Origin of the sequence: Rhizobium sp. G187 (genome assembly GCF_051549525.1) — a bacterium.
Lineage (GTDB): Bacteria > Pseudomonadota > Alphaproteobacteria > Rhizobiales > Rhizobiaceae > Allorhizobium.
In genome coordinates this window covers 157667-176254 of the sequence record NZ_JBPUGM010000002.1, presented here as the reverse complement: position 1 = coordinate 176254, position 18588 = coordinate 157667, and the positions used below count along the sequence as shown (strand labels likewise).

13 protein-coding genes are annotated in these 18588 nt (G+C 60.3%); 11 read left to right on the top strand and 2 right to left on the bottom strand.

From position 1 onward, the window contains the following. Window positions 1–119: 119 nt before the first annotated feature. Together ACSV9I_RS05650 and ACSV9I_RS05645 are read right to left on the bottom strand one after the other, a co-directional pair. Window positions 120–914 carry a hypothetical protein gene (locus tag ACSV9I_RS05650; RefSeq protein ID WP_438327828.1) on the bottom strand — a complete coding sequence of 265 codons (795 nt, stop codon included), beginning with the start codon at window positions 912–914 and terminating at the stop codon, window positions 120–122. A 68-nt stretch (window positions 915–982) separates the two neighbouring features. Further along, window positions 983–1975, bottom strand: a complete 993-nt coding sequence (locus ACSV9I_RS05645) for a L,D-transpeptidase (RefSeq protein WP_438327827.1) — start codon at window positions 1973–1975, stop codon at window positions 983–985. A 150-nt stretch (window positions 1976–2125) separates the two neighbouring features. Between ACSV9I_RS05645 and ACSV9I_RS05640 the strand changes: the two genes are divergently transcribed. The 11 genes from ACSV9I_RS05640 to ACSV9I_RS05590 all read left to right on the top strand — a co-directional run bounded on the left by ACSV9I_RS05640 (window position 2126) and on the right by ACSV9I_RS05590 (window position 18582). Further along, on the top strand, window positions 2126–3040 hold the full coding sequence (locus ACSV9I_RS05640) for a LysR family transcriptional regulator (protein ID WP_438327826.1): 915 nt from the start codon (window positions 2126–2128) through the stop codon (window positions 3038–3040). A 118-nt stretch (window positions 3041–3158) separates the two neighbouring features. Then, window positions 3159–3857, top strand: a complete 699-nt coding sequence (locus tag ACSV9I_RS05635; RefSeq protein ID WP_438327825.1) for an SH3 domain-containing protein — start codon at window positions 3159–3161, stop codon at window positions 3855–3857. A 48-nt stretch (window positions 3858–3905) separates the two neighbouring features. Beyond that, window positions 3906–4244 carry a hypothetical protein gene (locus ACSV9I_RS05630; RefSeq protein WP_438327824.1) on the top strand — a complete coding sequence of 113 codons (339 nt, stop codon included), beginning with the start codon at window positions 3906–3908 and terminating at the stop codon, window positions 4242–4244. A 73-nt stretch (window positions 4245–4317) separates the two neighbouring features. Continuing rightward, window positions 4318–6384 carry a M13 family metallopeptidase gene (locus ACSV9I_RS05625; protein WP_438327823.1) on the top strand — a complete coding sequence of 689 codons (2067 nt, stop codon included), beginning with the start codon at window positions 4318–4320 and terminating at the stop codon, window positions 6382–6384. 55 nt (window positions 6385–6439) lie between these two features. Then, complete coding sequence (locus tag ACSV9I_RS05620; protein WP_054158739.1) at window positions 6440–6988, top strand: hypothetical protein; 549 nt, start codon at window positions 6440–6442, stop codon at window positions 6986–6988. Window positions 6989–7102: 114 nt separating this feature from the next. Further along, window positions 7103–8539: a S10 family peptidase gene (locus ACSV9I_RS05615; protein WP_438327822.1), complete on the top strand. Its 1437-nt coding sequence runs from the start codon at window positions 7103–7105 to the stop codon at window positions 8537–8539. A 591-nt stretch (window positions 8540–9130) separates the two neighbouring features. Beyond that, complete coding sequence (locus tag ACSV9I_RS05610) at window positions 9131–12289, top strand: hypothetical protein (RefSeq protein WP_438327821.1); 3159 nt, start codon at window positions 9131–9133, stop codon at window positions 12287–12289. A gap of 14 nt (window positions 12290–12303) precedes the next feature. Next, window positions 12304–14001: an ATP-binding cassette domain-containing protein gene (locus ACSV9I_RS05605; protein ID WP_438327820.1), complete on the top strand. Its 1698-nt coding sequence runs from the start codon at window positions 12304–12306 to the stop codon at window positions 13999–14001. After that, the gene (locus ACSV9I_RS05600) at window positions 13998–16274 is read left to right on the top strand and encodes a peptidase domain-containing ABC transporter (protein ID WP_438327819.1); all 2277 of its coding nucleotides are present in this window, start codon (window positions 13998–14000) and stop codon (window positions 16272–16274) included. Before ACSV9I_RS05605 ends, ACSV9I_RS05600 begins: the two co-directional genes overlap by 4 nt. Then, the gene (locus tag ACSV9I_RS05595) at window positions 16271–17629 is read left to right on the top strand and encodes an HlyD family type I secretion periplasmic adaptor subunit (protein ID WP_438327818.1); all 1359 of its coding nucleotides are present in this window, start codon (window positions 16271–16273) and stop codon (window positions 17627–17629) included. Before ACSV9I_RS05600 ends, ACSV9I_RS05595 begins: the two co-directional genes overlap by 4 nt. Next, window positions 17629–18582 carry a response regulator gene (locus ACSV9I_RS05590; protein WP_438327817.1) on the top strand — a complete coding sequence of 318 codons (954 nt, stop codon included), beginning with the start codon at window positions 17629–17631 and terminating at the stop codon, window positions 18580–18582. Before ACSV9I_RS05595 ends, ACSV9I_RS05590 begins: the two co-directional genes overlap by 1 nt. Window positions 18583–18588 lie beyond the last annotated feature (6 nt).

Genomic DNA, 18588 nt, shown 5'->3' with positions numbered 1-18588 from the left:
ACCGCTTGGCTGGCACAGAGGCTCCAACACAGTATGCGAGGACCTCTCTCGTAAGCGGCTCAACCCGCGTCGGAAACCGGGACAGGCTACCTGCCCGAGCAGAAGACGGGCGATGAAACTCACTCTCGGCAGTCTTCGGGTGTCAGCACGATCAGCCAGCGCCTGAAAGCCGGGCTGTCCTCATAGCGTCCGGCGCCTTCATAACGCACGGGTGGCAGGCCCAGCCGGGCCATGTCATCCAGCGAAAAGCCCCAGCCACGCTGGTCACCGCTCAAGCGATTGTCGAAGCGCGAGCCGACGCCACAAACAGCGAAGGTATCGTTCGGCAGTCCGATCCTGGCATAAAGTGCCGCCTCCTCAGCCATCCGCGCCTCGGTGGCGGACACGGCTTCGTCGAGAAAGGCTTCCATGTCGACCGGCTTGCCATCTGGCCCAACGGCGTCACTCGCCTGCGGGGACACCATGGCGCGCAGGTGTTCGCGCAATGTCACGCCCTCTTCGGCAGCCGTCATGGCGAAGCCGCGGTCATTGCCGTGCCATCCCAGGAAGGCGTTTTCGCGGATCGCGATCGTCGCCGCAGCGGGTGCGATGAAATTGGCGCAGGATGAAAAACAGCCCGTATCGATCGTCAGATGTGGCTTCAGGTCGGCGATGATAAAACCGATCTGGATGGCGGCCTTGGTGTCGCCGCCGCCGGAATTCACCAGCATTTTCGTGATCTGGCCATCCGGAACCTTCGCCAGCACCGCCTTCAGCGCCTGCAGGCCATTGTCGTTGGTGCCGCCGATATAGATCAGGGTGTCACCTTCGACCCTGACATCGGGCATAGGGTTGGCCGAAGGCTTGCCACCCGCATCAGCAAGAACGGGGCTGGCCAAACACGCTGTGGCAAACATGGCCGTCAATTGTCTCATCGCGTCCTCTCCCAGTCTCGCCTTGAGCGTTTCTCCATGGCCAGCTCTGCTGCACACCAGGAGATGGTTCACGCCATGATGACGAAGTCCTTGCCGGTGCGGGTGTCGGGCGCAAGCGGTGCATCGGTCAGGATCAGCACTGCACCGGGGTGCAGGACACTCTGCATGGTCGACACAAAGGCCGGGTCTGCGGATATTCGGGCAAGGAGGCCGGTGGCCATGTTGACCACGCCTTCATCATCGTTCGGATTGGCAAAGGCGATCCAGCGCATGCCGCGTGTCGCTTCGTCGAGGCCATCGAGCAGGAAGACATGGCTGCCGAGCTTGTCCTGGCCATTCACAGTGATCCGGCCTTCGGCGCGGATCTCGGAATTTTCAACCAGCAAGGCCTTTCCGTCAAAGGTCGACATGATGACCGAAACGACGGGTTGCTTCTTGAGGTCGGTCCAGTCATTCGGTCGCTCTCTGCCGCGCAGCGCCGTTACGGCATCGCTGAATTCCCGGGCGGCATAGGCACCAAGTACCATGCCTGGATGGGTCAGGTCCTGCGGATCCTGGACCGATCCCGCGATGATGACCGGCGTTCCGAGATGCGTGATATCGAAGAGGCGTTCGGAAAAGGCCATGGGAAGACGTATGCAGCCGTGCGAGGCCGGATAACCCGGCAGATTTCCCGCATGAAGCGCGATGCCCGACCAGGTGAGCCGGTTCATGTTCGGCATCGGCGCATCGTCATAGGTACTCGATTTATGGTGCTTGTCCTTCTGCAGGACGACGAAGACGCCGGTCGGCGTCTCGTGGCCGGGCTTGCCGGTCGAACAGGTGGACACGGCTATGCGAATGCCGTTGCGATAGACATGCACGCGCTGTTCCGGGAGAGAAACGACGACCGCAACGGGTCCGGTGCGCTGCCGCTCCGGATGCCAGGTGAATTCGCCGGGCTTCAGCGCGGCGATCTCTTTCATCACTTCACCGGCAAGTGCCCGGCCGGGCCCAGACAAGGCCGCCATGGCCGCCAGACCGGAGATGAAATGCCGCCTGCCCTGTTTCTTTTCCTTCATGGCCGATCTCACCTTCTCATCAGTGTCGGCCCAGAGCATTTCAGGGTGGCTGCCGGCTGTCCAATGAGTTTCATACTTGCATTTTAAAAAACCCTCATGGAACGTTGTAAATGCAGTACGCCGGCTTGAGCGCATCGGAGGGATCAAAGCATGGAGTTTCGCCATAACCTCAGGGCCTTGCATACGTTCGAGACCGTATCCCGCCATCTCTCCGTTTCCGCGGCGGCCGCTGAACTTGGCGTCACCCAGAGCGCCGTCAGCCATCAGTTGCGACTTCTGGCTGAAATTGTTGGCGAGAGACTGTTTCAGAAAAGCGGACGCGGCATTGCGCTGACCGATGCAGGACGTGATCTCGCTCAACGTCTGCAGCCAGCATTCGCCGAGATCCATCGATCGCTTGCCGAGACCATTGGCGGCTCCCGCAATCGCCTGCGGCTTGCGGTGTGCAGTAGTTTTGCGACAGCGTGGCTCGTACCACGGATTCGATCTTTCTATGCTGCGCATCCAGATATCGACTTGCAGATCATGATGTATGCACAGGATCCGGAACTCACCGATGCCATGGGTGACGCTTTCGTCACGACCTTGCCAAGGGATCCTGGCTATCATGCGCAGCTTCTCTGGCCGGAGTTGTTGGTACCCGTCGTCTCGTCGGCCCTTATCGACGGCAAGAGCGAGTTCAATTACATCACGACCGAACTGCTGCCCGGCAGAATAGGATCCGACTGGCACGCCTATGCACGACACGGTGGACGCGCCGATCTGGTCCCGGCTGACGACCGCTGGCTCTTCGCTTCCCACTATATCGTCGCGCTGGATATGGTCCGTCTGGGACTGGGTGCCGCACTTCTGCCGGATTTTCTTGTCGCGCGGGAGATCAAGTCCGGCTCCCTTCGGCTTCTTCACGATGCAACATTGCCGACACTCGAGGACTATCATCTGTGCATCAAGGAGAGCCGCCGTTCTGAGCCTGCCCTTGACGCCCTTGTGCAATGGTTCCGACAAGAGGTCCCGAAGCCAAACGGCGCTCAGCGAACCGGGAGACTCCGCCTTGTGCAACCATGAGAGCATTTCACATTAGACTAATTTAATTCACTGGTTTGCAAACATTCCGCATGCCAGTCTGAGGACAGCGAAAGGTTGCAAGGCAGTCTTTTGAAGACTTCCCAACGGGAGATGTCCGATGCGTTTGTTGCGTGCGTTCTTCGGTGGTGTGTTTGCGTTGACGCTTGGCGTTATCGTTGATGTCGGGCAGCAGGGGGCCGTCGCGCAGGAGCGAAGTGCCCGGGTCGAATTCGGTCGTGGCCAGAGTTCAACGGTCATCCGCGGCACGGTCCGTGGCTACGACGGCGCCAGCTATCGCATCAATGTCCGCGGTGGCCAGAGGCTCGCCGTCACCATGGATAGCTCGAACAGCAGCAACTACTTCAACATTCTCGGCCCCGGAGGCGGCGAAGCGCTGTTCAACGGTTCGATATCAGGCGATTTCGCCGATGTTATCGTTCCCGAGAGCGGTGACTATACCGTGCAGGTCTATCTGATGCGCAATGCCGCGCGTCGCAATGAACAGGCGCGCTTCACGCTTCGCATCGAGGTCACGGGCGGCAGGCCGATTGCGCCGCCCTCACCCGATTTCGCCGATGGCCTGTCCGGCGGGCCGGACTTCTTTCAGGTGGCCGGCATCTCGCGCGGCGATACCTTGAACATTAGAACTCGTCCCAGTGCGCAAAGCCCGATCGTCACTCGTGTCGTTAACGGCGAGATCCTGCGCAATGGTGGATGCCGCATGACCGGACAGACCCGCTGGTGCCGGGTGTCTCGGCCGGATGGCAGTGATGCTGGATGGGCGGCGGGTCGTTTTCTGATCGAGGCAAGCAATTAAGCCCGGGCCTGGATGAGAGGCCACTAAGAAAACCGGAGGGGGAGACGCATGACCAGATCCAGACCGACATCAGGAATGATTTGCCTCGCCTTCGGGCTGCTTGCAGGCTGCAGCTCGGACGGGACATCGCAGCCGCCGCCGATGGCCGCCTCGACCCAGCCCCTGATGGACGAGAGTGTGCCGCCAACAGCGCGCAGTGCATGCCTCGCGGCCGTGTCCAACACGGCGAACAATGGCGACGTCCAGATCACCGAAATGATCTTCTCTGAGGCCAATTCGCAGGTGACGGTCGGCGTCGGACCGACAAGGGCCCCGTGGCGCTGCCTTGTCTCGAACAGCGGCGTGGTCGCCAATGTAATGTCGATGACGAACGAAGGCAGCCTCTAGGTCGCAGGCGCCATGGGCCGTGGGAAACGGCTCGCGACCTCAAGTAGTGGGCAAATCACCCAAGGGAATCATCGTGCGACATCTCACCTTTCGTCTTGTTCTGTGTCTTGCCATGGCTCCCGTCGCCCACGCCAATGATCGGCCACCTGTGCCCGTGATCGGACCCGATCAGTTGGCCTTTTCCCTTGAAAACATGGACAAGGCATCCGACCCGGGGACCGATTTCTACCGCTTTGCACTCGGCGGCTGGATCGACCGGGTCGAGCGTCCGGCGGACCGGGCAATGATCGATGCCTTCGACTTCATGGGCCGACGGCTGACGGCGCAAATGGAAGAAACACTGCTCGATGCCGCCGCCAAATCGGGAACGGCGGAAAGGGGAACGCCGATCCAGCAGGTTGGGGCCTTCTACACCTCCTTCATGGATGTCGCGACACTTGATGTCAAAGGCATGACCCCACTCGACCCAGAGATGGCCAGGATCGATGCTATTGTCGATCTCGGCGACCTCGCCAGCTATCTCGGCCACTATCTGCAGATGGCCGAGGATCTGGCCCTGGCAGGCTTCGTGCCGATGACAGATATGGCGGATTCGACACGTAATTCCCTTTACTTCGCCGGTGCGTCCCTCGTGCTCGGTCAGCAAAACCTCTATGAGGAACCGCCCGGCTCGGCGCTCGACCTCGCCTTGCGCAAGAACCTGGCCGACATGCTGGTCGCGGCCGGTTACGAGCCCTCGCGAGCGACAGCGGTCGCGGCGCTCGTCGCCGATATCGACCGGGAATTGCATGGCGGGATGCTAACGCCGGTGGAGGCTGCCAATCCGGCCAACACCTATCAGCCCATCCCTTTCGCAGCCCTGCAGGCGGAAATTCCCGAGCTCGACCTTACCGCTTTGCTCGCTGGCCTCGGCATGAAGCCGCCCGAACGGGTCATAAAGTCGGAGCCACGCTACCTGCCTATCCTTGGCAAGGTGCTGCGTGAACGCCCGATTGAGGAGATCCGTGACTATCTGAAGGTCAAGCTGATCAACCGCTTCAAGTTCTATCTCGGCAGCCGCTTCGAGGTCGTGATCGCCGATCAGCAGAAGATCCTGGTGGGCGTCGAAAAACTACCGCCACGCGAGGAGCGGGTGCAAAACGAACTGAAACTCTTTCTCGGTCATCCGGTCTCGCAGCTCTATGTCGAGCGCTATTTCGATGACGAGACGCGGGCCAAATCTGCCGACATGGTGGGGCGCGTCAAGGACGCTTTCCTGGCCCGGATCGAGACGCGGGACTGGTTGACTGAGGCGACACGGGCGGCGGCGAAGGACAAACTGGAGAAACTCACCTTTGAGGTTGGCTACCCTCAGACATGGATCGACATGTCTGAGGTCGAGGTGCGCCCGGATGACCTGATCGGCAATATCCAGCGGCTGATCGCATTCGACGTCAAGCGGTCGCTCGACAAGTTCGACGATCCGGTTGAGCACGAATCCTTTGCCAATGTGCAGTCGACGCTGCCGATCATCGTCAACGCCGCCTATGATCCCTCGATCAACGGCTTCGAAGTTCCTGCCGCCATTCTGCAGCCTCCGGCCTTCGAGGCCGATCTTGATGCCCCCGTCTATTTCTGCCGTCTCGGTGCCGTACTGGGCCATGAAATGACCCATGGTTTCGACAGTCGCGGCCGGCAATACGATGCCGATGGCAATCTGCGGGACTGGTGGACGCCCGAAGACACGGTTGCCTTCACGCGAGAAGCCGAGAAGCTCGTCGCGCAGGCAAATGCCTATGAAGTTCTCCCAGGTCTTACCCTCAACGGTGCGCTAACCGTTACGGAAAACATGGCCGATGTCGGAGGCATCACGCTCGCCTACGCCGCGCTGCAGGATTACCTCGCCGAAAACCCGGAAGAGAATGTGTCGATTGACGGTTTTTCGCCAGGGCAGCGCTGTTTTCTGGCCTGGGCGCAATTCTGGGGCATGAAGGCGACCGACGGGGTCATCCGCAGCGTCTTCATGAGCGATGCGCACGCGCCAGGCATGTATCGATCAATTGCGGCTCTCAAGCATGTGGACGAGTTTTACAGCGCCTTCGACATTACCGAGGGAGAACCGGAATGGCTGGCGCCAGAAAAGCGTGTGCGGGCCTGGTGAGACGCCTGTCTTGGCGAGCACCGGAACAATAACGACTCCAGGAAGGGGAACGATCATGAAACGCTATATCGCCATTTTCACCGCCACGGCACTTGTGCTGGCGGCAGCCACGCAGCCGGCAACGGCTCGCATGAGCGACAAGGACAAGGCGGCAGCCGCCGCAGCCGCGATCGCCTTACTCGGCATCGCGGCCCTTGCGCACAACAAACACCATTATCAAAATGGCTACGAACCGAGCAATGCCGAGGAGACTGCCGAATTCGAGCGCGGCTACCGCGACGGCTTGCATGGTTATCCCTACTGGGAAGGCAATCGTACGCCGAGCTATGCGCAAGGCTATCAGGCGGGCGACCGCGAACGGGAAAACAGCATGGCGCATCGGCGTGTCGCAGCAGACGCCAAGGCCCCACCCATGGCCTATCGGGGCTGCGCCGAAATCGTCGCGCGCAACTTTGCCGTCGGCATGAACCACGTGCATTTCACCCGGGCACGCTCGCCGGCCAAACATGAATGGCTTATCGAGGCCGCGGTCGGGCACCAATACATGACCTGCACCATGCGGGACACCGGCCAGTTGATCGACTTGCGCGGCGGACAGTTGTGAAAACCGGCAATGCAGTCAGCCTTAGGCACGATGCCTGCAGAGGATTCCGGCGCGTGCGCCGGAGTTCTGGGGACGGATCCGGCACGGGATTGATCTGAAGTGAGGAGATTGACAATGCAACGGTGGTTCCGCTGGATCAGGGCGTTGCCAGTGCTTCTGACGCTCATCCTGCTCTGTGGGACGGCCCCCGTATCAAAAGCCGCCGGAGCGCTTCCGGACTACGAGGCAAAAGGCGGGATGCTGGAAATCGGCATCGATCCCGAACGGCCGGATGCCGAGATCTTCCACATGGATTACACTCTGAAGGGGGCCGATCCGGCCACGCGGCCGGTGACCTTCGTGTTCAATGGCGGCCCAGGGGGATCGAGCATCTTCCTGCATATGTCGGCACTCGGCCCGAAGACGATCAAGACATCTGGAGACGGGACATTCCCGGCCGTTCCGGCAAGACTGGAGGACAATCCGGAAAGCTGGATTGCCTTCACCGATCTCGTCTTCATCGACCCCGTCGATACCGGTTACAGCCGCATGCTCTCGGGCGCGGACGGCAAGCCGGGCGATCCAAAGCCGTATTACAATACGACAGCGGACGTGAATTCGATGGCCATCTTCATTCGCAAGTGGCTGACGGTGAACAATCGCTGGGCCTCGCCAAAGGCGATCGCCGGAGAAAGTTATGGGGGCCTCAGGGTCGCGGCCCTGATGCGGATCCTTGCGGAGAACTATGCCGTCAACATCAACCGTGCCATTCTGATCTCCCCTGCCCTCAAGGTCGATGTCGATGCGGGCAACTATTCGATCCTCTATCCGATGACCCTGCTGCCCACCCAAACGGCGATCGCCTCCCATCACGGCTTGAACGACGTGAAGGTCGATGAGGCGGGGATGAAGGCGGTCGAAGACTATACGCTGAACGGGTTCCTGACCGGGCTGGTCTCACTCGGGCGCTCGACGCCGGAAGAGCGGAAGATCTTCTTCGATACGGTGGCCCGCTATACGGGCCTCGATCCGAGGCTCGTCGAGCTTCACAACGGGCGCATTCCGGAAACGCTTTATGTCGGCAGCCTCTTGTCCGATCGCGGCCTCATTCTCGACCGGTATGACGGGACACAGGCGACCGACAACCCTACCCCTCAGGAGCCCGGTCTCGCCGTGCTCGACCGATCGCTGACCGTGCTGAGCGGCGTTCTCCTCGCACCCTTCATGGACTATGTGCGGAACGATCTCGGCTACACCAGCGACAGGCCCTACATCCCGCTCAACCTCGTGACCAATGCCTCCTGGGATTACAGCGGAGACATCGGCACGCCGGACGATATCGGCATCGCGCTGGCCCAGAACCCGGACCTAAAAGCGCTGGTCGTGCATGGGTACCATGACCTCGTGACCAACTACTTCCTGTCACGCTACACGCTGGAGCAAACGACAAGGGCGCGCGGCGCGCGTGAACGGCTCTTCTTTGGCACCTATCCCGGTGGCCACATGTTCTACCTGCAGAGCAAGAGCCGATCTGAGTTTTTCAAAGACGTGAAGGGGTTCTTCGCGGAATAAACGAAATCAAGCTTCGTCCGAACGGCATGGGGCAGAGGTTAAAGTATTTCACAGAGCCTCTCCTCGCCCCCGTGCCTTGCACTCCGCGCCGAGGAAATCGCGTGCCGATCCTATTGTGTTTGCGTCATGCCAGACATCCTCTCAGCAAGCATCGCAACCAACGGCTTCGCACGCAGATCAGGTCTGCGACAACATACAACCTGTGGGATTAGTTAAGATTGCACTCACCTTCGGGAGCGGACAACTGACGCCTCATTGCTGAACATATTTCGATCTTCCTTCCCCTCACCACCACCCCGAGATTGACTTTTTTACCGTCAAAAAATTCGTTCATCTGAGCCCAAAGACAAGCGCGTCAACGATTTAAAACTCGGCAAAAGCGCTCTGGAACAGAGCTTGCATAAACCTTTGTACTGCCTCCTAGGCTTTGCACAGATCCCGGCTCATCACCCAAGGAACCGTCGCATGCGGCAGAACACCGGATAGGTTGCATTTCACTAAAACAACCGCAATGTGAGTTAGCACCTTAATCTTTACGTTAAGGTATAATTAGAGCATCTTCATGTAAGGTTCTCCATAAGGGAGAATCCGATGAACGAAGTGACAGAAAACGTACTTGAGGCGAAGCTCTACGAAGCCGTCGACCAATTTGCAACCCTGAGCGGCATCGCAGGCGTACGCTCGGACGAAGCTGGCGTCGTGCAGACGGCCGGCGACGACGCGTCCAGTGCTATTGCCGCATCAGACGGTGCGCAGAGCCCTTCATCGGTGATCATTTCCGGCGTTACGTCCACCGCGCCCAGAAGCGAGGGGCAGCCATCCGATGACGGAGCATCCGTCGCGCAACCTGTCGCGGGTGTTTCGGGATCCGGCGCGAGGTCAAACGCTGCCTCACAGGCGACTACCGGCGGTCAACAAAACGCTGGTGAAAACGAACTTGCAGCCCTCGACAGCGCCCAAGCAGGCGGGGCGCCTCTCGTCGGTCGTGGCCCCTCTTTCGAGGTGAGCTCGGATGACGATTCCACCACCACGCCCGAAACGGATACCGCTCTGCCTGACGAAGATACGGATCAAGGCGACGGGACCACAGACGACGCAGGCGAAGACACCTCAGGCGATGGTGGTGGTGGCGGTGACGGCGGTGATGAAGTCGACGGCGATGACGACGGTGGCAATAGCGACGGCGACGGCGACGGCGACGGTGGTACTGACACCGTCGACGGCACGGACGATACCGATCTTTCGGTTGACGTGAATATCGATCCGCCTGTGGTCGGGCCGATCATTGCCGATGTGGATGTCGGACTCGACCCCGTGGAAGACCTTCTGGGGAGCGACCTCGACGTCTCAATTGATGTTGACGCTGGCATCGTTGATACGGTGGGAGGCACTGTCGACGACATCCTGGGAAGCGGCGAGGATGACAATGACATCTCGATTGATCTGAACATCGATCCGCCCGTCGGCCCGGTCATCGGAGATGTCGACAGCGATCTGGACCTGATAGCAGATGGTTCAGGGGGCGGTATTGATATTTCAATCGACGTGGACGCCGATCAGGGCCCTGACGGGGACAGCGATCTGAGCATCGATCTGACCACCGATCTCCCGATCATCGATCCAATCACGGCCGATGTCGATGTCACTTTAAATGCAGTCGAAGACCTGCTCGGCACCGATATTGATGTCGACCTCGATGCGGTCGCCGATCTCGATGGCGTCACTGGAACCCTGGGCGATATCGGCAGCGGTCTTAGCGGCACGTCAGGCTCCCTGCTCGATGGCCTCTCCGGCATCGGTGGCGGCAGCCTCATCGGCGGGACACCGGATCAGACCGGCGATACCGACCTCACCCTTGACGCCACCGCTGATCTGCCGCTGGTCGCGCCGATTATCGCTGATGTCGATGTGAACCTCGACCCGGTCGAGGATCTGCTCGGTACCGATATTGACGTCGACCTCGATGCGGTCGCCGATCTCGATGGCGTCACGGGAACCCTGGGCGATATCGGCAGCAGTCTTGGCGGCACGTCAGGCTCCCTGCTCGATGGCCTCTCCGGCATCGGTGGCGGCAGTCTCATCGGCGGGACACCGGATCAGACCGGCGATACCGACCTCACCCTTGACGCCACCGCTGATCTGCCGCTTGTCGCGCCGATTATCGCTGATGTCGATGTGAACCTCGACCCGGTCGAGGATCTGCTCGGCACCGATATTGACGTCGACCTCGATGCGGTCGCCGATCTGGATGGCGTCACTGGAACCCTGGGCGATGTCGGCAGCGGCCTTGGCGGTACGTCAGGCTCCCTGCTCGATGGCCTGTCCGGCATCGGTGGCGGCAGCCTCATCGGCGGGACACCGGATCAGGCCGGCGATACCGACCTCACCCTTGACGCCACCGCTGACCTGCCGCTCGTCGCGCCGATTATCGCTGATGTCGATGTGAACCTCGACCCGGTCGAGGATCTCCTCGGTACAGACATGGACGTCGACCTTGATGCGGTCGCCGATCTGGATGGCGTCACGGGAACCCTGGGCGATATCGGCAGCGGCCTTGGCGGCACGTCGGGCTCCCTGCTCGATGGCCTCTCCGGCATCGGTGGCGGCAGTCTCATCGGCGGCACACCGGATCAGACCGGCGATACCGACCTCACCCTTGACGCCACCGCTGATCTGCCGCTTGTCGCGCCGATTATCGCTGATGTCGATGTGAACCTCGACCCGGTCGAGGATCTGCTCGGCACCGATATTGACGTCGACCTCGATGCGGTCGCCGATCTCGATGGCGTCACTGGAACCCTGGGCGATATCGGCAGCGGCCTTGGCGGCACGTCAGGCTCCCTGCTCGATGGCCTGTCCGGCATCGGTGGCGGCAGCGGTCTCATTGGCGGTACACCGAATCAGACCGGCGATACCGACCTCACCCTTGACGCCACCGCTGATCTGCCGCTTGTCGCGCCTATCATCGCTGATGTCGATGTGAACCTCGACCCGGTCGAGGATCTGCTCGGCACCGATATTGACGTCGACCTCGATGCGGTCGCCGATCTGGATGGCGTCACTGGAACCTTGGGCGATATCGGCAGCGGCCTTGGCGGCACGTCAGGCTCCCTGCTCGATGGCCTCTCCGGCATCGGTGGCGGCAGCCTCATCGGCGGGACACCGGATCAGACCGGCGATACCGACCTCACCCTTGACGCCACCGCTGACCTGCCACTCGTCGCGCCTCTCATCGCCGATGTCGATGTGAACCTCGACCCGGTCGAAGACCTGCTCGGCACCGATATTGATGTCGACCTCGATGCGGTCGCCGATCTTGATCAGGCAATCGCTGCAGCCGACAGTTTGCTGGGCAGTCTGGATACGGCACACCCGGCGGACACGACATCGACCGGCGATACCGATCTCTCTCTGCACCTGGATGCGTTCGACCAGATTACCGGGGATGTGGACATCAATCTGGACATCATCGAGCAGTTGCTTGCCACCGATATAGATGTCGATGTCGGGTTCGGACTGGATCTCGGAAACTTCGACACGCTCGCTGGCACAGATAGTGGGCTGACCGGTGGCAATCTGACCCTGAGTGAACTCCTGACTCTCGACAGCGGAACCTCCAGCGGCCTCGTGACCAACACGCTCGATGCCAGCACATCCACCGTCTCAGCTGTCACAACCTCGACAACGAGCACCCTAACCTCCCTGACGCAGTCATTGACTGGCAAGTTCGGTGGCGGACTTTTCGGTTAAAGACGAAGGATTTTATGAGGACTATTGAGGGAAATTCGACTGGCGCACCTGTTACCCTCTACAGGGCGCCAGTCGCCATATTGCTCATCATGACCATGGCTCTCAACATCTTGAGCCTGACGGTGCCACTGGCCGCACAACTGATCTTTAACCGCATTCTGCCCTCGCCGGGGTCTTCAACCCTCTCTGTCGTGGTGGGTGCGGTCGCCATTCTTGCCATCGCGGAAGCGGTGATCCGTCTCGCGCGTGGTTACATCATGTTAGAGGCGGGCCGCGTCACGACAGCCGATATAACCCGCAAGCTGCTCAGCCGGCTGATTGCCAGCGACTACACGCCCGGATCGCGAGGGGCCGCCCGCAGCCTCGACTACTTCACCCGCATCGCCCAGGTGTCGGAGCGCCACAGCGGAAAGCTGCTCGTCGCAGCCGCCGAGCTGATGTTCCTGCCCGTTATCCTCTTCCTGATTTTCGCCATTTCTCCGACGCTCGGTGCACTGTTCTGCATCTGTCTGTTCGCCGGGCTTCAGCTTTCGCTGAATGGTGCAACGGCGCTACGCCGACAGGCCGCGCTGCTCAACCGTCTGGTAGAGCGGCGCTATCGATTCCTGCTCGGAGTGCTCTCGGCCATTCATCATCTGAAAGCCCAGGTGATCGAAGAACCCATGCTGCGACGCTATGAGGAGATGCAGCGCGGCATTGCACGAACCAGCATGCGAACAGCCGATGCATCAAACCATCTGCTGAACGGCGTACTGCTCACCAATCAGGCGATCACGATCACCGCTCTGATCTATGGCGCCTATGCGATTAACAGCGGAATCATGACGCTCGGCGCCCTGTCGGCCGTCATCTTGCTTGGTGGTCGGCTGATTGCCCCCGTTCAGCGTGCGGTCTTCATCCTCGTTCAGGCTCGCGATCTCTGCGACGCAGAAGATGTTGTCTCAGAGATCATGCACAAACCCGTTGCGCGGCCTGCCACCGAACCTCTGCTGACTGAAAATCTGGGACGCCTTGAGGTGTCGCACGTGGGCTTCAAGGCTGGCGAGACCCCGGAATACCGTTGCAGAAATATTGATCTGGCATTGCGCCCGGGCGAAATGATCGCGCTGGCTGGCCCCGACAAGATGCTTTCCTCCCGCCTTTTACGGATCATGGCGGGAATCGAGCGTCCCGACGAAGGCAAGGTGATCCTGAATTCTCACCCGATTGATGACTTCCCCCTTGGCCAATTGAACCGCTCCGTCGCCTATGTTTCCGGCAATTCGACGCTATTTGCCGGGACCATTCGAGACAACATTACCCGCTTTGGAGAAGTGTCGCTGGAAGAAGCCTGGAGCGTTGCTTTGTTGATGGGGATACAAGGCGCCCTCAACGAGCTCCCCAGAGGCTTGGACACTCCCGTTACCGGGACGGCCAGCGAGAACCTGCCAACCAGCCTATGCCAACAGCTTGCCATCCTCCGCGCCATCGTTTTGCGTCCGCGCATCCTCCTGCTGGATGATGTCGATCGCGGATTGGACCGTCAAAGCTACGGAAACCTCCAACGCTTCATGGCTGCCATTCGAGGCCAGGCGACAATGGTCATCGTATCCGACGATCGCAATCTGACGGCCGGTGCCGAGCGAAGCCTCATGATCACAGAATCCGGACTGCGCCCAGACGAAGCCGGCACGCCGCGCAACATCGCCACCTACAGGAATTTGGTGCTATGAACGCCGCCCTTGAGATGCGCCGCAAGCTCCGGGCTGAGTTTCCTTCTCCTGCTGCAACACCAGCAGCACAGACGGCGGCACCCATGTCCAACCAGAGGATGCGGGGCGATCGCCTTGAGACCAGCGTTGACGTCAAAACAGACAAACCAACAATGTCGCGCACGGCTGCAATATTTGAGCTCCAGGGCAGCGAGCCCCGCGCAACCGCCCTTTTCTGCGCTCTGATCCAGAGCTGCGGGCAGGAATTTCCGGTCAAAACCCTCCTGAACGCCATCCCAGCCGGTGGATTGAAAAACCAGCCGGATTCGATCATCGCCTCCATGGCTAACCTCGGTTTCTATGTGACCGAACATCGGTTCGACTGGGAGCGCTGGAGTTTCTCAAGACAACCGGTCGTCCTTGACACCGCGATCGGTCCGCAACTTTTGACAGCCGATCTCAGTGGTGGCCTCAAGAGCGGTCGCCTCGCCAGCGGCACGGAGAGCCGCGTCGTCGAGTCCGGAGCGCGCGAACTGAATAACTTGCGGTGCTGGGTCTTCCGGTTCGAGAGTGCCAGTAACCCACTTTCACCGCTGGCGCGCACGCATACAAGCTACAGCTGGGCCCGCGCCTTGCTCGCCCGCTTCCCCCGCATTCCCTATGTGATGATACTGCTCAGCCTTGCACTCGCGGTTACAGGCATTCTGTTTCCTTTGGCTATCGCCGTCTTCTTCGGAGAGGTGATCCGGCTTTCGACATTTTCCACCATGCCGCAGCTCGTTGTCGGTTTGTTGATGCTGGCAACATTCGAGACTGTTTTTGTTCTGCAGCGCGCCAAGATCTCTGCCTGGTTGGCCAGCCGTCTTGAGTTCCTGGTCAACACCTCATCTTTCGCGCAGATCCTGAGACTGTCTCCGATGCTCTCGGAGCGCGCCGCACCCACGACCCAGGCTGCTCGCCTGCGCTCCTTCGAAAGCATTCGCGACTTCTGCAGCGGACCAACCTTCTCGACCCTGCTGGACCTGCCGATTTCGCTGCTTTCCCTGGTATTTGTCGGAATAGTCTCGCTTCCGGCCCTCGGCATTATCACGGGGTCGATTATCCTGATGATGACCGTATTCCTTCTCGCCTGGAGAAAGGCTGCCGTGCTGACCAGTATTGCGGCCGATGAAGCGACGGAAATGCAACGGCTGGCGATCGAAACGCTGGATAAACTCGATCTCATTCGCAGCACCGGCATGCAGGAGGTCTGGAGCCAGCGCCTTGATCGGGTCGCGGAGCGAGACCAGACTGCCCAACTTCGTCTGCGGTTCACCGGCCAGGTCGCAGAAAGCCTTTCCTCAGCGCTTTACACCTTTGCAATCATCGCCGTGATGGCCGTGAGCGCCGTCGGCGTATGGCAGGGAGCGATGACGGGGCCCGCCCTCCTCGCCCTCGTGATCGTAAGCTTGCGGATACTGCTGCCGTTTCAGACGATGTGTCTGTCCGTCCTGCGTTTCGAGCAGATCCGACGAAGCCTGGGCCAGATCAACACACTGATGGATCTGCCCACGGAATCGCAAGCCGAGCGCGAGAAAAATCGCCTCATGCCTCTGACCGGGGCCATCAGTCTGGTGAATGTCGGCTTCAAAGCGGCCGATACGCGTCCGGTCTTCGTCGGCCTCGATCTGGAGGTGGAGCCCGGTGAGGTGATCGGCATCTACGGTGCAAATGGGACCGGCAAGTCATCCGTCTTCAAGATGATCCTCGGCATGGTGGACACGACGCTGGGTGCCGTTCGGATCGACGGCGTCGACATTCGGCAGCTTCCCTTGCACGAATTGCGCCGCCGCGTCTCCTATGTCCCCCAATCGCCCAAGCTATTTCCGGGAACACTGCGACAGAACCTTCTATCGGCCAATCCTCTGGCGACTGACATGCAAGTGCGCCAGGTCCTGGGTTCCGTCGGCCTCCTGACGATCATCGATCGTTTGCCGGATGGCCTGGAGACGAATGTGCTCGGACCCGACGACGATCGCTACTCGGAAACATTCCGCTATCAATTTGCTTTCGCTCGAGCGCTGCTGATCAACAGCAAACTGTTCTTGATCGACGAGATACCGAACGCTCTTCTCGATGGCGGCGTGGGCCCGATCCTGGATCGCCTGCTTCAAGAGTTCCGCGGCAAACGAACCGTGATGTTCATCTCGCACCGATCGGATTTCCTGCAGCGCGCGGACCGTGTCATCGCACTCCGTTACGGCAAGGTCCCTCTTGTGAACAAACCTCAAACTATCATGGAGCGTGCATCGTGAAGTCTTTGCGGGAGGTCGTAAGGCTGATTTCGTCGAGCGTTCTTCCCCATGCGGGAGAGCTGGCAAGCACGATGGGCCAACCCGTTCTCGTGCGCGAGACGGTCCCTAGCAAATATGCCCGCGTGATCGGGCTTACCGTCGCCACATCGGTTTTCTTCGGTGTGGCCTGGACGACCGTCGCGCGTGTCAGCGAGGTGGCTGTCGCAACTGGCTCACTCCTGCCCATCGGCTTCGAGCAGTCCGTTCAACATCTCGAAGGCGGGATCGTCCAATCCATAGACGTTGAAGAAGGACAGATCGTCGAGGCCGGCCAACGCCTGATCACCCTGCGCGACGCATCTACCTTCGAAGACGGGGAGACCATGGAGCGGCAGAAAAACGACCTCCTTGCCCAGATCGAAGCTCAGAGGGCATTGGCGGACAACCGCATGCCTGACTTCAGCTTCCTCCCCTCCGAATTTTCTGCTGAAAGACGAAACAGCCTGAACGCCTTCGAGGCTGAGCGTGCCAATCTCGATTCCCAGCTGCGCGAAATCGACAGGCAGATCACCCAGGCTCGATTGTCCTATGACGTTACCGCCAGCGAACTGGACAATGCCAGAGCCGAAGCCAGTGATGCCGAATTTGAGCTGGAGCGCTTCCGCGTCCTGCTGAAGAAAGGGGTCGCCACGAAGGTACAGGTCAGTGAACGGACACGCCTTGTCGGCCGAGCCAAGACAAATGTTGCGACGGCGGCGAGCCGCGAAAGGGGGGCCGCAGAACGGCTGGCCGAAGTGGAGCAGCAAAAGGCAAGTGTCATGGCGCGCGCCCGATCGGCAACGAGCCAGCGTATTCTTGAACTGGAGGCTGCCCTGACCTCCCTCGAAGGCAATATCCGCAAGAAGGACGGCCGCCGTGACCGTCTTGACGTCGATGCGCCGATCGCAGGAATCGTCAAGTATCTTGGAGTTCGCGGCCCCGGCGAAGTGGTTGCGCCCGGCGAGCAAATCGCCGTCATTGTTCCGACGTCGGGACCGCTTGTAGCGCAGACACGCGTCGCGGCGAGCCAGATCGGCTACCTCAAGGAGGGGCAGGAGGCCAACGTCAAGCTGACCGCTTACGACTTCACGCGCTTCGGCTGGCTGAGCGGTCGCGTCTCCTCCATCTCTCCGTCTGCTTTTCAGGAAGAAGGCCAGGGCTCCTACTACATGGTCAAGCTGGAGTTGGCCGACAACCGGCTGGCGCGTTTGCCTGATGCGCCGATCCTGCCGGGAATGGAACTGACAGCGGACATCATCACCGGCGACAAGACCGTCTTTCAGTATTTGTTGACCCCGTTGCAACGCAATATCGGCACGGCCTTCGGAGAACGTTGATGATGTCCACCTCGCCTCTCCCAACAATGCAGTCGGGCCCTGTCGGCCAGTCGCTTGGGCGTGTCCTCATCATCGATGATGACCGCATGGGCCTGACCATGCTTGCCTCTATGGTTGAGGAGCTTGGTTATGTGGTCGAGACGGCCGTCAACGGTGCTGAGGCCTACACGCTCTTGCGCGAGGACCCAGGTCGCGCGGATCTCGTCATTACCGATCGCATGATGCCGGTCATGGATGGTCTGGCTTTAACGCGCCGGCTGAAACGCGACCCGGAAACGACCGATATTCCGATCATCATGCTGACCGGAGCAACGGAGGCGAGCGACATCGCTGCAGGACTGGAAGCCGGGGCCTTCTACTATCTCGTAAAGCCGGCAGCCGAACAGCTCGTCACCTCCGTGCTTCAGTCGGCGATGCAGGAAGTGCGGCGCAAACGGAAAGTCACCGATAAGATCGGCGCCCACCAATCTGCGTTCGGCAATATTCGCATCCTTCGCATGGCCCTGGCGGCGCCCCAGGATGTCGAACCGGTCTGCAGTCTCTTGTCGAGCGTGCACCCGACGCCGGACAAGGTCGTGCAGGGCATTTATGAACTTGTGCAGAACGGCGTGGAGCACGGCGTGCTGCGGTTCGGCCTGCAAGAGAAGCAGCGCCTGCTCGGACTTGGCACCTGGCGGGACGCTCTGGCCGAAAGAAGTGCCGACCCGGCCTATCGGGGGGAAGTGGAGGCGACCATCATCCGGAAGGAAGACGCCCTCATTCTCACCGTCAAAGACCCGGGCCCCGGATTTGCCTGGCGCCAGCATCTGACTGTCGATCCTGCCCGGTCATCCGCCTTGTGCGGTCGCGGCATCGCCCGCGCAAACACACTGATCTTCGACAAGCTCGTCTACAATGAAGTCGGCAACGAGGCGACGGCCCTGATGCGACTGCAAAAACCCGCAAAGTGGTAGTCTGTC

Bases quoted from the DNA above. Each gene is read 5' to 3' on its own strand.
- ACSV9I_RS05650 (WP_438327828.1), bottom strand. From the start codon at position 914: ATGAGACAATTGACGGCCATGTTTGCCACAGCGTGTTTGGCCAGCCCC.
- ACSV9I_RS05645 (WP_438327827.1), bottom strand. From the start codon at position 1,975: ATGAAGGAAAAGAAACAGGGCAGGCGGCATTTCATCTCCGGTCTGGCG.
- ACSV9I_RS05640 (WP_438327826.1), top strand. From the start codon at position 2,126: ATGGAGTTTCGCCATAACCTCAGGGCCTTGCATACGTTCGAGACCGTA.
- ACSV9I_RS05635 (WP_438327825.1), top strand. From the start codon at position 3,159: ATGCGTTTGTTGCGTGCGTTCTTCGGTGGTGTGTTTGCGTTGACGCTT.
- ACSV9I_RS05630 (WP_438327824.1), top strand. From the start codon at position 3,906: ATGACCAGATCCAGACCGACATCAGGAATGATTTGCCTCGCCTTCGGG.
- ACSV9I_RS05620 (WP_054158739.1), top strand. From the start codon at position 6,440: ATGAAACGCTATATCGCCATTTTCACCGCCACGGCACTTGTGCTGGCG.
- ACSV9I_RS05615 (WP_438327822.1), top strand. From the start codon at position 7,103: ATGCAACGGTGGTTCCGCTGGATCAGGGCGTTGCCAGTGCTTCTGACG.
- ACSV9I_RS05610 (WP_438327821.1), top strand. From the start codon at position 9,131: ATGAACGAAGTGACAGAAAACGTACTTGAGGCGAAGCTCTACGAAGCC.
- ACSV9I_RS05605 (WP_438327820.1), top strand. From the start codon at position 12,304: ATGAGGACTATTGAGGGAAATTCGACTGGCGCACCTGTTACCCTCTAC.
- ACSV9I_RS05600 (WP_438327819.1), top strand. From the start codon at position 13,998: ATGAACGCCGCCCTTGAGATGCGCCGCAAGCTCCGGGCTGAGTTTCCT.
- ACSV9I_RS05590 (WP_438327817.1), top strand. From the start codon at position 17,629: ATGATGTCCACCTCGCCTCTCCCAACAATGCAGTCGGGCCCTGTCGGC.